Genomic DNA, 13,488 nt, shown 5'->3' on the forward strand with positions numbered 1-13,488 from the left:
CGCAGTCCTCGGGTGGCTGGGTCGGGCGAAGGGGGCTGGTGGTGCCGGCCGGTTGGGCAGCGGCCGGATGAGGCGTGGGTCAGGGTCGGAGGACGGCGTCGGCCGCCCCGCCGGCGACCGCCGTCGGGACACCCTCGACATCCGTGGCGGGTCCGCTCTCGAGGACCCCCTTGCCGATGCGGCCGTCCTCGGGCAGCGCGATCGGGTAGACGCCGCTGAAACAGGCCGTGCAGAGCGTGCTCTCGTCCTGCCGGGTCGCAGCGATCATCCCCTCCTGGCTGATGTAGCCAAGGGTGTCGGCGCCGATCGAGTTGCGGACCTCGTCAACTCCCAGGCCCGTCGCGATGAGCTCGGCCCGCGTCGCGAAGTCGATGCCGTAGAAGCAGGGCCACGTGATCGGCGGGGAGGAGATCCGGACGTGCACCTCGGCGGCGCCGGCCTCGCGGAGCATCCGAACGAGGGCCCGCTGCGTGTTGCCGCGCACGATCGAGTCGTCGACGACAACGAGGCGCTTGCCCTTGATGACGTCGCGCAGCGGGTTGAGCTTGAGCCGGATGCCGAGCTGGCGGATCGTCTGGCTCGGCTGGATGAAGGTGCGGCCGACGTAGGCGTTCTTCACCAGGCCCTGGCCGTAGGGAATGCCGGAGGCCTGGGCGAAGCCGATCGCCGCCGGGGTCCCGGACTCCGGGGTCGGGATGACGAGGTCGGCCTCGACCGGGTGCTCCTTCGCCAGGGTGCGGCCCATCTCGACGCGCGACTCGTGCACACCGCGGCCGTTGATCGTCGTGTCGGGACGAGCGAGGTAGACGTACTCGAAGACACAGCCCTTGCGGTCGACCGGGGCGAAGCGCTGGCTGCGCAGGCCGTCCTCGTCGATGGCGATGAACTCGCCGGGCTCGACCTCGCGCACGTAGGAGGCGCCGACGATGTCGAGGGCTGCGGTCTCGGAGGCGACGACCCAGCCGCGCTCGAGCCGGCCGATGACGAGCGGACGGACGCCCTGCGGGTCGCGGGCGGCGTAGAGGGTGTCCTCGTCCATGAAGACGAGGCAGAAGGCGCCGCGCAGGCGCGGGAGGATGTCGAGGGCGCTCGCCTCGAGGGGCACGTCGGGGTCGTCGGTCAGCAGCGCCGTCACGAGTGCCGTGTCCGTCGTGTTGCCGCGCCCGAGCTCGCCCCGGGTGGCGGCCCGCCACGCCTCGCCGTCCCCGGCGGCATCCGCCCGGTCGGCGTCCCGCGCGTCGACGAGGTCGCGCAACTCGGCCGCGTTGGTCAGATTGCCGTTGTGGGTCAGGGCGACGGTGTGCCCGTCATGGCCGCCGAGCGTCGGCTGCGCGTTCTCCCACGTGGACCCGCCCGTCGTGGAGTAGCGGCAGTGCCCCACGGCCAGGTGCCCGCGCAGGGACGCGAGGGTGCGCTCGTCGAAGACCTGACTCACCAGGCCCATGTCCTTGTAGACGAGGATGCTCGTCCCGTCGGAGGTGGCGATGCCGGCCGACTCCTGCCCACGGTGCTGCAGGGCATAGAGGCCGTAGTACGTCAGTTTGGCGACCTCCTCACCGGGAGCCCAGACGCCGAAGACGCCACAGGCGTCCTGCGGCCCCTTTTCGCCGGGAAGCAGGTCATGGGAGAGGTTGCCGTCGCCGCGTGCCACGGTCCGCATTCTCCCACACGGGGCGAGGTCCGCGGTCAGTCGTCCCGGTGACCGCGACGGGCGAGGATCGCGGCGACGAGGGCGCCGAGGAGGAGCCCGAGGAGCCCGAAGAGCGCGACGAGGTACCCGACCTCGGTCGTGGCGGAATAGCCGGCCCCAGCGGGCTCGCGCAGGGCCAGGACGAGGCCGATGAGGACGCCGATCAGGGCGCCCGTCACGAGGAAGGGGATGATCTTGGGCTCTCGACCGGGGGTTTGCACGGGGGCAACGCTACCCGCGCGGGCTGGAGCCCCGACCCGCAGCCCGGCACCCTCCCCCTTCGGCCAGTGGCGTCAGCGCAGCCCGGCCGCGACCGCCTCGAGGGTCGCCTCGGAGCCGGCGTAGGGGCTCTCGGGCCGCGGCCACGTCGTGATGACGTCGGTGAAGCCGAGGCCCTCCGCCCGGCCCACCATGTCGGTGAAGAGCTCGGCGCTCTCGAGCGAGTAGCGCGGCGCCGAGTCGAGGAGGAGGTAGCGGTCGAGGTCGTCGGCGGGCCGGCCGACCTTCGTCAGGGTCTCGGCGAGCCGATCGACGAGGCCACCGACCCCGGCCCACCACTCGTCCATGGTCTCGACGCTCGGGCCCGTCGTGACCCAGCCGTCCCCATGGGCGACGGCCAGCCGCAGCGAGCGAGGACCGTTGGCGGCGATGACGAAGGGGGGCCGCGGCTCCCGCACACCCCCGGGCCGGGTCCGCAGGTCGGTCGTCGCGTAGAACTCACCGGAATGCTCGACGTGGTCCTCGGTGAGGAGGCGGTGCAGCAGCGGGACGTACTCGTGGAACCGGTCGACCCGCTCCCGCAGCGTGCGCTCCTCCCCGACGTTGCGGACGTCGAGGTCGCCGCCCGCGCCGAGGCCGGCGAGGAACCGGCCGCCGGAGATGTCGTCCACCGTGGCGATGTCGCGGGCCAGCAGGGCGGGGTGGCGGAAGTTCGGGGAGCTGACGAAGCTGCCGAGCCCGATCCGCTCCGTCACCGTCGCGGCCGCGGCCAGCGTCGGGTAGGCGGAGTAGCAGGCCTGGTCCGGGATGCCGCCCCACACGAGGTGGTCGTAGGTCCAGGCGTGGTCGAAGCCCATCTGCTCGGCGGCCGACCAGCGGGGGGCGGTCTCGCGCCAGGAGAGTTCAGGGAGGATGGTGAGGCCATGACGCATGACCAGACCGTATCCCTGACCCTGCCCCTCCCCCGCACTCCCGAGCCGGCGGACGCACCCGCGCTGCGCTGGGGTGTGCTCGGCGCCGGCGGGATCGCGGCCTCCTTCGTCGATGCGCTGGCCACCACACAGCAGGTGGTCGCCGCGGTCGGGTCCCGTGACGTCGCGAAGGCGCAGGCGTTCATCGACGCTCACCTGGCCGGCCGGGGAACCGAGACGCGGGCCCACGGATCCTACGAGGACCTCGTCGCCGACCCCGACGTCGACGTCGTCTACGTCGCCACCCCGCACTCGGAGCACCGGGACCACGCGCTGCTGGCGATCGACGCCGGCAAGCACGTCCTCGTCGAGAAGGCCTTCGCGCGCAACGCCACCGAGGCCCGCGAGATCGTCGCCGCGGCGCGTGAGCGTGGTGTCTTCGCGATGGAGGCGATGTGGTCGCGCTTCCTGCCGCACTACGACGTCGTCCGCCAATCCCTGGAACTCGGTCTCCTCGGGGACGTCGAGACGGTCATCGCCGACCACGGCCAACTCCTGTACCCCGACGGCCCCCAGCGGATGTCCGACCCGGCGCTCGCCGGCGGCGCCCTGCTCGACCTCGGGATCTACCCGGTCTCCTTCGCCGCCTTCGTCCTCGGTGACATCTCGTCGGTGCACGCCGTCGGCACGCTGACCGACGCCGGCGTCGACGCACAGTGCTCGATCGTCCTGACGTCCCCGACGCGCACCCACGCGAGCCTGTCGACGACGATGACCGCGCGCACCCCGACGACGGCATCGATCAACGGGACCGCGGCCCGACTCGAGATCGACGGCGACTTCTACATGCCCAACGTCGTGCGCCTGCTCGGCACCGACAACACCGTGCTCGACGAGGTCGCGCTCGACCCGACCGAGCGGCACCGCGGGCTGCGCTTCGAGGCCGCGGAGGTCGCGCGCTGTGTGACCGCCGGGCTGACCGAGTCGCCTCTCCTCCCGCTGGACGAGACCGTCCGGATCATGGAGATCCTCGACGAGGTCCGGGACGCCGTGGGGGTCGTCTACCCCGGCGAGTGAACACCTCGGCGCCGCAAGCGTTCAGAGCAGAGGCAGATACGGCGCGAGGTCGGCCCGGTGACCGCTCACTCGCAGCCGACCCGAGTCGCCGGCCTCGTCCCACCCGAGGACCCCCGTGGCGATCTGCAGCCACGTCTGCGCGTCGGTCTCGATGACGTTGGGCGGGGTGCCGCGGGTGTGGGTCGGGCCGGCCACGCACTGAGTGGCGCCGAAGGGCGGCACCCGCACCTCGACGCTGCGGCCGGGGGCGCGCAGGGCGAGTTCCTCGAGGGAGAAGCGCACGGCGGTCGCGGTCGTCGCCCGATCGCTGACGTCCCCCGCTGCGGCGTCGGTCCGCCACTGCTGCAGGGCCCGCGCGCCCTCGACGAGCGGGACGCGGCGACGGGGAGGCATGAGCCCCATTCTCGCACCGCTGGCCCCGGCTGAGAGGGTGGCCCCATGGCAGCGCGAGGCGAAGGTCGGGACCGCATCACGGGTGACACCGTGGACGGCGCGGCCCCCGTCGCACCCACCTTCGAGGTGCGTCACGGGGACTTCGGCGCCCGGCTCGTCATGGACGGCGCGCTGCAGTCCCAGGTCGACCTCGACGACCCGACGATCCTCTTCCTTGAGTACATGCAGTACTTCGCGCTCGTCATCGACGCCCTCCCCGCCGGGCCGCTCGGCGTCACCCACGTCGGCGGGTCGGCGATGGCGATGGCGCGCTACGTCCAGGCCACGCGACCGGGGTCCCCGCAGATCGTCCTGGAGCCGCACGTCGCGATGACCGAGGCCGTCCGCGCCGAACTCCCCCTCCCCCGCGGTCACCGGATCCGCGTCCGCCCACAGACCGGGGAGGTCGGGGTCCCGATGCTCAAGGACGCAAGCGCCGACGTCGTCATCGTCGACGCCTTCGCCGGCGGTCTCGTCGTGCCCGGGGTCACCACGCGGGAGTTCGTCGACGAGGTGCGGCGCGTCCTCAAACCCGGCGGCATCGCCCTGTGGAACGCACCGGACGCCCCTGACCGGCGCTACCTCGCGCGCGTGGCCCGCACGGTCGCCGATGCCGGCTTCACCGAGCTCGGGATCATCGCGCACAAGCACGGCTGGTCGGGCAAGCGCTTCGCCAACTACGTCATCGTCGGCGGCACCGGGGGTCTGGACATCGCGGCGATCCGGCGGAAGGTCGCGGCCGTGCCCCTGCCGACGATGTGCCGGTTCGGCGCCGAGATCGCCGGACTCGTGCGCAGTGCGCAGCCCCTCACCGAGGCCGATCCGCAGGCGTCTCCGGAGTTCCCCGACGTGCCGGGCTGGCGCCACTGACGGGACGCTGGCGGCGGCGCCGGACGCTCCCGACTCAGCCGAGAGAGGCGAGGGCCGCCGGCAGTGCCCGCATGTCGTCGATGACGACGTCCGCGTCGGCGAGCCCGCCCGCCGGGGTGAGGTCGCTGCGATAGCCGACGACCGGCATCCCCGCGGCGCGCGCTGCGGCCACACCCGGGTCGCTGTCCTCGACGACGACGCAGCGCGACGGCGCGAAGCCGAGATCGGCGGCCGCATGCAGGAAGACGTCCGGCGCCGGCTTGCCGCGCTCGACCTCCTCAGCGCTGTAGTAGCGGCCACCGAAGAACCTGTCGAGGCCGGTCACCTCGAGCTTGCGGACGATCGCCGGGCCGATGCTGCCGGACGCGACGCACACGGGGTGGCCGGCGTCGACGATGTCGTCGAGCGCCTCGGCGATCCCGGGGATGGCCTCGAGCCGGTCGTGGCTGCGACGGAACTCCGCCCGCCAGTGGGACTCCCACTCCGGCGGGACCTCGCGGCCGGTGAGTGCCGCGACGGTGTGCCGGTTGTCGGCGTAGGCACGCCCCAGGAAGTGGTGGATGGCGTCCTGAGGCCCGAAGGTCAGGCCGAGGTCACGCATCGCAGACGTCCAGATGCCCACGTTGAGTCGCTCGCTGTCGACGAGCACCCCGTCGCAGTCGAAGACGACGAGCTGGTCGCTGCGGCGTAGACCGCCGTCGCCTTCGCTCACCATCCTCGGCCGCTCCCTCAGCGCCCGAAGACGGCCGGCAGGGTCCCCGTGTGGGCGGCGCGCATCTCGTCGAGCGGCACGTCGTACTGGCCGACGATCTCGAGACCGGCACCACCGGTGACCTCACCGATCCGCACGAGCGGCACGCCGTGCCGCTCGGCCAGCGCGGTGAACTCCGCCAGACCGGCCGCGGGCAGCGCGACGACGGCGCGGGCCGCCGACTCCGCGTGCAGGGCGACGAAGGGGTCCACGGCGTCCCGAGCCAGGAGCTCGGCCAGGTCGATGCGGGCACCGACTCCGTGCCGCAGCACCGACTCGGCGAGGGTGATCGCCAGTCCGCCGTCCGAGAGGTCGTGGCTCGCCGAGACGAGCCCGGCCTTGGCAGCCTCGACCATGAGGTCGGCGAGCGCCTTCTCCGCGGCGAGGTCGACCCTCGGGGGCAGCCCGCCGAGGTGACCGTGGGCGACGTGCGCCCACTCTCCACCGGAGAGTTCCTCGCGCGTCACCCCGAGCTGGACGACGACATCACCGGCCGTCGCGAAACCGCTGCCGATGCGGACGTCCACGTCCTCCATGACGCCGAGGACACCCACGACCGGGGTCGGGTGGATCGCGACGTCACCCGTCTGGTTGTAGAAGGAGACGTTGCCGCCCGTGACGGGGATGCCGAGCGCGAGACAGCCGTCGAAGAGGCCCTTGATGGCCTGCTGGAACTGCCACATGACACCCGGGTCCTCCGGCGAGCCGAAGTTGAGGCAGTCGGTGACGGCGACCGGCAGGGCCCCCTTCGTCCCGACGTTGCGGTAGGACTCGACGAGCGCGAGCTGGGCGCCGACGTAGGGGTCGAGCTTGCCGAAGCGCCCGTTGCAGTCCGTGGAGACGGCGACGCCGCGGCCGGTCGTCTCGTCGATCCGGACGATGCCGGCGTCGTCGGGCGTCGCGAGGTTGGTGTTGCCGCGCACGTAGCGGTCGTACTGGTCCGTGACCCAGGACTTGTCGCAGAGGTTCGGCGAGGCGAGCAGGTCGAGCAGGGTCTGGCGCAGGGCCGCGCCGTCGGCCGGCCGCTCGAGCGTCTCGGCCGCGTCGGCCTGCAGTGCGTCGAGGTAGTCGGGCCGGGCGATCGGCCGGTTGTAGACCGGGCCGTCGTGCGCGACCGAGCGCGGCGGCACGTCGACGATGACGTCCTCGCCCCACGTGATGACGAGGCGGCCGGTGTCGGTGACCTCGCCGACGACCGTGGCCTCGACGTCCCACTTCTCGGTGATCGCGAGGAACGCGTCGAGCTTGGCCGGCTCGACGACCGCCATCATCCGCTCCTGGGACTCCGACATGAGGATCTCCTCGGGCCGGAGCGTGGAGTCGCGCAGCGGGACGTCGTCGAGCCACACCCGCATGCCGCCGTCGCCGGCGGACGCGAGTTCGCTCGTCGCGCAGGAGAGCCCGGCGCCGCCGAGGTCCTGGATGCCGTCGACGACGTCGGCGGCGTAGAGGTCGAGGCAGCACTCGATGAGCACCTTCTCGGCGAAGGGGTCGCCGACCTGGACGGCCGGCCGCTTGGCCGGGCCACCTTCGTCGAAGGTCTCCGACGCCAGGACGGAGACGCCGCCGATGCCGTCGCCGCCCGTCTTGGCGCCGAAGAGGATCACCTTGTTGCCGACGCCGGACGCCTGAGCGAGGTGCAGGTCCTCGTGGCGCAGGGCGCCGACGCACAGCGCGTTGACGAGCGGGTTGCCCTGGTAGCAGTCGTCGAAGACGACCTCGCCGCCGATGTTGGGCAGGCCGAGGCTGTTGCCGTAGCCGCCGACGCCCTTGACGACGCCGGGCAGGACGCGCTGGGTGTCAGGGTGGTGCAGGTTGCCGAAGCGCAGCGGGTCCATGATCGCGACGGGGCGGGCGCCCATCGCCATGATGTCGCGCACGATGCCGCCGACCCCGGTCGCGGCGCCCTGGTAGGGCTCGACGTAGGACGGGTGGTTGTGCGACTCGACCTTGAACGTGACGGCCCAGCCGTCGCCGATGTCGATGACGCCGGCGTTCTCGCCGATGCCCGCGAGCTGCTTGCCGAGCGGGGTGTCGGGGGGCAGGTCACCGAAGGTGCGCAGGTGCACCTTCGAGGACTTGTAGGAGCAGTGCTCCGACCACATGACGGAGTACATCGCCAGCTCGGCCGAGGTGGGACGGCGGCCGAGGATCTCGCGGATGCGCGCGTACTCGTCGTCCTTGAGGCCGAGGTCGGCCCACGGCTGCTCGGTGTCGGGGGTGGCGGCCGCCTGCTCGACGGTGTCCATCGCGGCGATGCGGGTGGGCTGCTGGCTCATGCGTTGACGACTGCCTTCAGGACGGAGGTGAAGAAGCCGCGGCCGTCGAGGGAGGGGCCGTAGCCCTCCTCGACCGCGTGCTCGGGGTGCGGCATGAGGCCGACGACGTTGCCGCGCTCATTGGTGATGCCGGCGATGTCGCGCCGGGACCCGTTGGGGTTGCCGCCGAGGTAGCGGAAGGCGACCCGGCCCTCCGCCTCGAGGCGGTCGAGGGTGGCCTCGTCGGCGACGAACTGGCCGTCCTGGTTCTTCAGGACGATGGTGATCTCCTGGCCGGCCTCGTAGTCGCTCGTCCAGGCGCTCGACGCGTTCTCGACCCGCAGGACCTGGTCCTTGCAGACGAACTTCCGGTGGTCGTTCTGGATCATGGCGCCGGGCAACAGGTGCGACTCGCAGAGGATCTGGAAGCCGTTGCAGATGCCGAGGACGGGCAGACCGCCCTGGGCGGCGGGAACGATCGCCTCCATGACGGGGGCGAAGCGGGAGATGGCGCCCGCCCGGAGGTAGTCGCCGTAGGAGAAGCCACCCGGGATGACGACGGCGTCGACGCCGCGCAGGTCGGCGTCCCGGTGCCAGAGCGAGATGGCCTCGCCGCCGGCGATGGTGACCGCCCGCTGGGCGTCGTGGTCGTCGAGCGACCCGGGGAAGGTGACGACGCCGACCTTCATCAGGCCTCGTCCTCGCCCAGCGCCCGGACGGACAGGACGTCCTCGATCACGGGGTTGCTCAGCAGGGTGTCGGCGGCCTTGCGGGCCTCTTCCAGATGCGCGGGGGTGACGTCGCCGTCCACCGTGAGGACGAAGCGCTTCCCCTGACGGACGTCGGTGAAGGACGAGAAGCCCAGCCGCGGCAGCGCGCCGTTCACCGCCTGTCCCTGCGGGTCGAGAATCTCGGGCTTCAGCATGACGTCGACGGCGATGCGTCCCACGAGGGGTGCTCCTTGAGGCGAGGGCGGGCGTTCGCCCAAGTCTAGAGCCGCCGCCCCGATGGTCGCCGCGCGGTCCGGAAGACGATCTGGGTCTTGCGCATCCATGTCCGATATGTCTCACTTTTCCGTGTATGGCGCATACCGGCGCCACCGAACTGGGGGGTTCCATCCATGATCCGTAGGACACGTCTGCTCGCCGCGACCCTGTCGGTCGTGACACTCACAGGGGGCCTGGGCTCAGCGGCCGCCACCGCCTCCACCGCCGCGGCCGGGACGGCCGCGCCGACGACGAGCGAGAGCGCCAAGCTCGACCGCGTCCCCGTCCCGGACCTCGCGTGGTTCAACTGTTACCGGACCGCCCAGTGCGCGACGGTCGGGGTCCCGCTCGACTACGACGAACCTGACGGTCGGACGACGACCGTGGCGGCGCTGCGCCTCCCCGCCACGGGCGACAAGATCGGGACCCTCTTCGTCAACCCCGGCGGCCCGGGAGGCTCGTCGACCGAGTTGGCCTACGCCGCCGACCGCTGGCTGAGCCCGGCGGTCCGCGAGCGCTTCGACATCGTCGGCATCGACCCGCGCGGCGTCGGCTTCAGCGAGCAGGTCCAGTGCCTCCCCGTCGAGCAGCAGGATGACGTGCTGCGCGGTCTGGGCTCCGGGGTCCCCGTGAGCGCCACCGAGGAGCGCGATTACATGCGCTCGATCCGGACGGTGGCCGCCGGCTGTTCCACCAACGATCTGGCGACGTCGATGTCGAGCGCCGAGGTCGCCCGCGATATGGAGATGGTGCGCCGCGCCCTCGGGGAGCGCCGCCTCAACTACCTCGGCTTCTCCTACGGCAGCCACCTCGGCACGACCTACGCGACGATGTTCCCGGACACCTTCCGCAGCCTCGTCGTCGACGGCACGATCAGCCCGACGGGGTGGTCGGGCCTCGGCTCCCTGAAGAGCCAGCCGCTCGAGGCGCGCCTCAAGTCGGGGAAGGCGGGGTGGAAGGCCATCCGCCGCATCCTCGCCGAGTGCGACCGCGTGGGCACGTCGCGGTGCGACTTCGCGGCGGGCAATCCGCAGGCGCGGTTCGACACCCTGATGCGCCGCCTCCGGACGACGCCGATCGAGATCGCCGACCCGGACGGTGGGGAACCGCTGGTCGTGACGTACGCCGACGCCGTGCAGATCCTCCTCATGGCGCTCTACATGCCCGACGCACCGCAGTTCTCGACCTTCGTCCTCGAGATGCTCTCGCAGCTCCAGCGCCAGGGCGGCGGCAGCCTGGCTGCGGTCGCGGACAAGCAGGCGGCCCGGCGCCTCGAGCGCGTCATCCGCGACGCCGACGCGGCGCTGCGCCGGGGCTTCACCTATGACAACAGCCTCGACTCCTACCTGTCCGTCATGTGCACCGACACCCGGGAGACGACGGCGCTGGCCGACTATCCGACCTTCGCCGAGACCCAGGACACCGTCGCGCCGCACTTCGGGCGCGCCTGGCTGTGGAGCAGCGCCGGGTGCGCCGGCGACTCCTTCACGGGCGAGGACGAGGACGCGTGGCACGGGCCGTGGGGCACGTCGACGACCAAGCACGTCCTCGTCGTCGGCAACTACTGGGACCCGGCCACGGCCTACGGCGGAGCCGTGCAGGCGCACCACGTCCTCGGCCGCTCGCGCCTCGTGTCGAGCGACTCGTGGGGCCACACCGCCTATGGCGTCTCGGCGTGCGTGACGAAGCGGGTCGACTCCGCCCTGCTCACGGGACGGGTGCCGACCAGCGACGTCCAGTGCCCGGCCGAGCGGCCGATGTTCCCCACCGCGGAGCAGATGCGGAATGGCGCCAGCGCGGCCCGGTCCGCGACGCCGACGTCGGTCCCGGACATCGCCCGCTCGGTGGAACTGCCCACGATGAGCGACCCGCGGCAACGCTTCCCCCGCCCCACCGTGCGCTGACCAACCCGCCGCTGACGGGCCGCGCCTCCGGACTCACCCCCGGAAGGCGTGGCCCGTCAGTCGTTCGTAGGCCTCGACGTAGGTGGCGCGGGTCTGCTCGACGACGTGCGGCGGCAGGGCGGGCGGCGGGGCGTCCGAGCGCGGGTCCCACCCGGACTCGCCGCTCGAGAGCCAGTCGCGCACGAACTGCTTGTCGAAGCTCGGCTGGCTGTGCCCCGGCTCCCACCGGTCCGCCGGCCAGAAGCGCGAGGAGTCGGGGGTGAGGACCTCGTCGGCGAGCACAAGTTCGCCCGTCGGGGTGAGGCCGAACTCGACCTTCGTGTCGGCCAGGAGGATCCCGCGCTGCTGGGCGATCTCGTTGCCGCGGGCGAGGATCGCGACGGTCAGGTCGCGCACCCGAGCGGCCAGGTCAGCGCCGATCGCGGCCTCGACGTCGGCATAGGGCATGGGCTGGTCGTGCTCGCCCGCGGGCGCCTTCGTCGACGGCGTGAAGACCGGCTCGGGCAGTCGCGACCCGTCGACGAGGCCGTCGGGCAGGATCACCCCGCTGACGGTGCCGTCGGCCTCGTACTCCTTGAGCCCGCCACCGGTGAGGTACGCGCGGGCCACGCACTCGACGGGGAGCATCTCGAGGCGCCGGACGAGCACGGCCCGGCCCGCGACGGCCTCCGGCACGTCCGTCGAGACGACGTGGTTGGGCAGGAGGTCCTCGAGCTGGGCGAACCACCACAGCGACAGCTGGGTGAGGATCGCGCCCTTGTCCCGGATGGGGGGCTCGAGGACGTGGTCGAAGGCGGAGATCCGGTCGGAGGCGACGAGCAGCAGCTCGTCCTCGCGCTGGGTGCCGTCGTCGGCGAGCGGGGCGTAGAGGTCGCGGACCTTGCCCGAGTACAGGTGCACGAATCCGGGCAGCTCGGGGGCGGCCGGCGAGGTGGTCTCCGTCATGGCGCCCATCCTCCCAGCCGCCGTCGCGGATGCCGCACGGCTACCCCCTTCGCCCAGTGGAACGCGCCGTGGCCAGTGGCACACCGTTGACGGTGTGCCACTGGCCACGAGGTGTGCCGCTGACGGTGTGCCGTCAGTCCGCGGCCGTCGTGCTGCCGTCCTCCGGGGCTTTCTGGAGCAGGTCACGCAGGAGCTGGGTGACGCTCGCGGCCGACCACCCGTCGACGACGGGTCCCTCGTAGGCGACGGCGAGGGCGCCGTGACCCTCCCCTTCGCGCACGCTCCACATCTCGTACCGGGAGCCGTCCTCCGTCGAGGCGGAGTCCACGGTGGCGCTGACCCCGGGCAGGATCTCGACGGCGCGGGTCTGCCAGTCCCAGTCCGGCTCCGCGGCCACGGGGTCGAAGGCGTTGCTCGCACCGAGCGCGGGCGCCACGAGGACGTCGACACTGCCGGCATCCGCGGGGTGCGACTCGAAGGCCCACGCCCCGTCCGGCACGACGTACTCCAGCCCGCTGTCGGCCTCGACGAAGGCATCACTCGGGTCGCCCGTCCCCAGGTACTGCTCCATCCAGGTCGTGACGAGCGATCCGTCGCACGTGCTCGGCTCGAGGGTGCAGCCGGCGAAGGTCGCCGTCGTGGCTCCGGCGCCCTGTCCGGCGGCGTCGGTCTCGCCGGCCGGCGCGCCGGCCGTGCCGAATCCGCCCGCGCTGACGGCGGCCACGGCCAGCGCGGCCACGGCTCCGGCCGCGCCGACCACACCGGCCCGGCGCCGACGCACCCGTGCCCGACCGCCCTTCACGACGTCGTCGATGCTGAACCCCACGGGTCCGGCCTCCTGCACGCGGGCATCCGCCGCGGCCTTGTAGATCGTGTCCTGAGTCATCGTCCCCACCTCACTGTCCGTTCGCGACGGGCTCGGAGAGCACCTCGCGCAAGATCGTCATTGCCGTGTTGGTCGCGCTCTTGACCGTGCCCTCGCTGCACTGCATGAGGGCCGCGGTGTCCGCGACGGAGAGGTCCTCGACGAAGCGCAGGATCACGGTCATGCGCTGCCTCGGGGCCAGTTGGGCCAGTGCGTCGTCGAGATCCCTGCGGAGATCGACCTGGGCCGTCCGATCCGGGACGGGCTCCGTGCGAGCCACGTCCTCGGTGGCGATCTCGCGGCGCCACCAGTGGCGGCGCTGCTCCGAGATCAGCGTGTTGACGAGGACGCGGCGCGCATAGGCGTGCGGGTCCTCGGCGTCCCGGTTGATCCGGGGCCACGCGACATACATCTTCTCGAGCGTCGCCTGCACCAGATCGTCGGCCCGGTGGCCGTCACGCACCTGCGCGATGGCCGTTCGCCGCAGGCGCGGCAGGGCCATCTCCGCAAACGCACGGAACGTCTCTTCGTGGTCATGGTCCACGGTTCACCTCCCCTTCGGGGGTGGAGACGCGGTGGG

14 protein-coding genes are annotated in these 13,488 nt (G+C 72.2%); 3 read left to right on the forward strand and 11 right to left on the reverse strand.

Features of this window, described 5'->3' with window-relative positions; genetic code table 11:
* Positions 1-79 precede the first annotated feature (79 nt).
* The 3 genes from purF to ACQBAS_RS11905 form a co-directional block, all read right to left on the reverse strand.
* Complete coding sequence (purF, locus tag ACQBAS_RS11895; protein WP_427384019.1) at positions 80-1,651, reverse strand: amidophosphoribosyltransferase; 1,572 nt, start codon at positions 1,649-1,651, stop codon at positions 80-82.
* Between the two features lie 35 nt (positions 1,652-1,686).
* Positions 1,687-1,911, reverse strand: coding sequence for a hypothetical protein (locus ACQBAS_RS11900; protein WP_427384020.1), 225 nt, complete (start codon positions 1,909-1,911; stop codon positions 1,687-1,689).
* Between the two features lie 72 nt (positions 1,912-1,983).
* Positions 1,984-2,841 carry an LLM class flavin-dependent oxidoreductase gene (locus ACQBAS_RS11905; RefSeq protein ID WP_427384021.1) on the reverse strand — a complete coding sequence of 286 codons (858 nt, stop codon included), beginning with the start codon at positions 2,839-2,841 and terminating at the stop codon, positions 1,984-1,986.
* On the opposite strand from ACQBAS_RS11905, the gene ACQBAS_RS11910 reads away from it, so the two are divergent.
* Positions 2,833-3,897 (forward strand): Gfo/Idh/MocA family protein, encoded by a 1,065-nt coding sequence (locus ACQBAS_RS11910; RefSeq protein ID WP_427384023.1) that lies wholly within the window; start codon positions 2,833-2,835, stop codon positions 3,895-3,897. The two genes, ACQBAS_RS11905 and ACQBAS_RS11910, sit on opposite strands and share 9 nt — an antisense overlap.
* Positions 3,898-3,918: 21 nt before the next feature.
* On the opposite strand, the gene ACQBAS_RS11915 is transcribed toward ACQBAS_RS11910, so the two are convergent.
* Positions 3,919-4,290 (reverse strand): sterol carrier family protein, encoded by a 372-nt coding sequence (locus tag ACQBAS_RS11915; RefSeq protein ID WP_427384024.1) that lies wholly within the window; start codon positions 4,288-4,290, stop codon positions 3,919-3,921.
* Positions 4,291-4,335: 45 nt separating this feature from the next.
* Between ACQBAS_RS11915 and ACQBAS_RS11920 the strand changes: the two genes are divergently transcribed.
* Positions 4,336-5,199, forward strand: a complete 864-nt coding sequence (locus ACQBAS_RS11920; RefSeq protein WP_427384025.1) for a spermidine synthase — start codon at positions 4,336-4,338, stop codon at positions 5,197-5,199.
* 34 nt (positions 5,200-5,233) lie between these two features.
* Here ACQBAS_RS11920 and ACQBAS_RS11925 read toward each other — a convergent pair whose 3' ends face one another.
* From ACQBAS_RS11925 to purS, 4 genes are read right to left on the reverse strand one after another with little or no spacing between them, the layout of a single operon-like run.
* A complete protein-coding gene (locus ACQBAS_RS11925) occupies positions 5,234-5,914 on the reverse strand; it encodes an HAD family hydrolase (RefSeq protein WP_427384026.1) in 681 nt (226 codons plus the stop codon).
* A gap of 14 nt (positions 5,915-5,928) precedes the next feature.
* Positions 5,929-8,229 carry a phosphoribosylformylglycinamidine synthase subunit PurL gene (gene purL / locus ACQBAS_RS11930; RefSeq protein WP_427384027.1) on the reverse strand — a complete coding sequence of 767 codons (2,301 nt, stop codon included), beginning with the start codon at positions 8,227-8,229 and terminating at the stop codon, positions 5,929-5,931.
* Positions 8,226-8,897 (reverse strand): phosphoribosylformylglycinamidine synthase subunit PurQ, encoded by a 672-nt coding sequence (gene purQ / locus ACQBAS_RS11935; RefSeq protein ID WP_427384028.1) that lies wholly within the window; start codon positions 8,895-8,897, stop codon positions 8,226-8,228. Before purQ ends, purL begins: the two co-directional genes overlap by 4 nt.
* Positions 8,897-9,157, reverse strand: coding sequence for a phosphoribosylformylglycinamidine synthase subunit PurS (purS, locus tag ACQBAS_RS11940; protein ID WP_427384029.1), 261 nt, complete (start codon positions 9,155-9,157; stop codon positions 8,897-8,899). The genes purQ and purS overlap by 1 nt, the downstream gene beginning before the upstream one ends.
* Positions 9,158-9,370: 213 nt before the next feature.
* Between purS and ACQBAS_RS11945 the strand changes: the two genes are divergently transcribed.
* The gene (locus ACQBAS_RS11945; protein ID WP_427384030.1) at positions 9,371-11,098 is read left to right on the forward strand and encodes an alpha/beta hydrolase; all 1,728 of its coding nucleotides are present in this window, start codon (positions 9,371-9,373) and stop codon (positions 11,096-11,098) included.
* Between the two features lie 33 nt (positions 11,099-11,131).
* On the opposite strand, the gene ACQBAS_RS11950 is transcribed toward ACQBAS_RS11945, so the two are convergent.
* From ACQBAS_RS11950 to ACQBAS_RS11960, 3 genes are all read right to left on the reverse strand, one after another.
* Positions 11,132-12,043, reverse strand: a complete 912-nt coding sequence (locus ACQBAS_RS11950; RefSeq protein WP_427384031.1) for a phosphoribosylaminoimidazolesuccinocarboxamide synthase — start codon at positions 12,041-12,043, stop codon at positions 11,132-11,134.
* 133 nt (positions 12,044-12,176) lie between these two features.
* Entirely contained in the window at positions 12,177-12,929 is a 753-nt protein-coding gene (locus tag ACQBAS_RS11955) for a hypothetical protein (RefSeq protein WP_427384032.1), read from the reverse strand.
* 10 nt (positions 12,930-12,939) lie between these two features.
* Positions 12,940-13,452, reverse strand: a complete 513-nt coding sequence (locus tag ACQBAS_RS11960) for a SigE family RNA polymerase sigma factor (protein WP_427384033.1) — start codon at positions 13,450-13,452, stop codon at positions 12,940-12,942.
* Between the last annotated feature and the right edge of the window lie 36 nt (positions 13,453-13,488).

The sequence above is a fragment of the Janibacter zhaoxuefangae genome, from assembly GCF_050271985.1.
Classification (GTDB): domain Bacteria; phylum Actinomycetota; class Actinomycetes; order Actinomycetales; family Dermatophilaceae.

What these genes read in the sequence shown, in the direction of transcription:
- ACQBAS_RS11910 (WP_427384023.1), top strand. Translation starts at nt 2,833, where the DNA reads ATGACGCATGACCAGACCGTATCCCTGACCCTGCCCCTCCCCCGCACT.
- ACQBAS_RS11905 (WP_427384021.1), bottom strand. Translation starts at nt 2,841, where the DNA reads ATGCGTCATGGCCTCACCATCCTCCCTGAACTCTCCTGGCGCGAGACC.
- ACQBAS_RS11915 (WP_427384024.1), bottom strand. Translation starts at nt 4,290, where the DNA reads ATGCCTCCCCGTCGCCGCGTCCCGCTCGTCGAGGGCGCGCGGGCCCTG.
- ACQBAS_RS11920 (WP_427384025.1), top strand. Translation starts at nt 4,336, where the DNA reads ATGGCAGCGCGAGGCGAAGGTCGGGACCGCATCACGGGTGACACCGTG.
- ACQBAS_RS11925 (WP_427384026.1), bottom strand. Translation starts at nt 5,914, where the DNA reads ATGGTGAGCGAAGGCGACGGCGGTCTACGCCGCAGCGACCAGCTCGTC.
- purL (WP_427384027.1), bottom strand. Translation starts at nt 8,229, where the DNA reads ATGAGCCAGCAGCCCACCCGCATCGCCGCGATGGACACCGTCGAGCAG.
- purQ (WP_427384028.1), bottom strand. Translation starts at nt 8,897, where the DNA reads ATGAAGGTCGGCGTCGTCACCTTCCCCGGGTCGCTCGACGACCACGAC.
- ACQBAS_RS11950 (WP_427384031.1), bottom strand. Translation starts at nt 12,043, where the DNA reads ATGACGGAGACCACCTCGCCGGCCGCCCCCGAGCTGCCCGGATTCGTG.
- ACQBAS_RS11955 (WP_427384032.1), bottom strand. Translation starts at nt 12,929, where the DNA reads ATGACTCAGGACACGATCTACAAGGCCGCGGCGGATGCCCGCGTGCAG.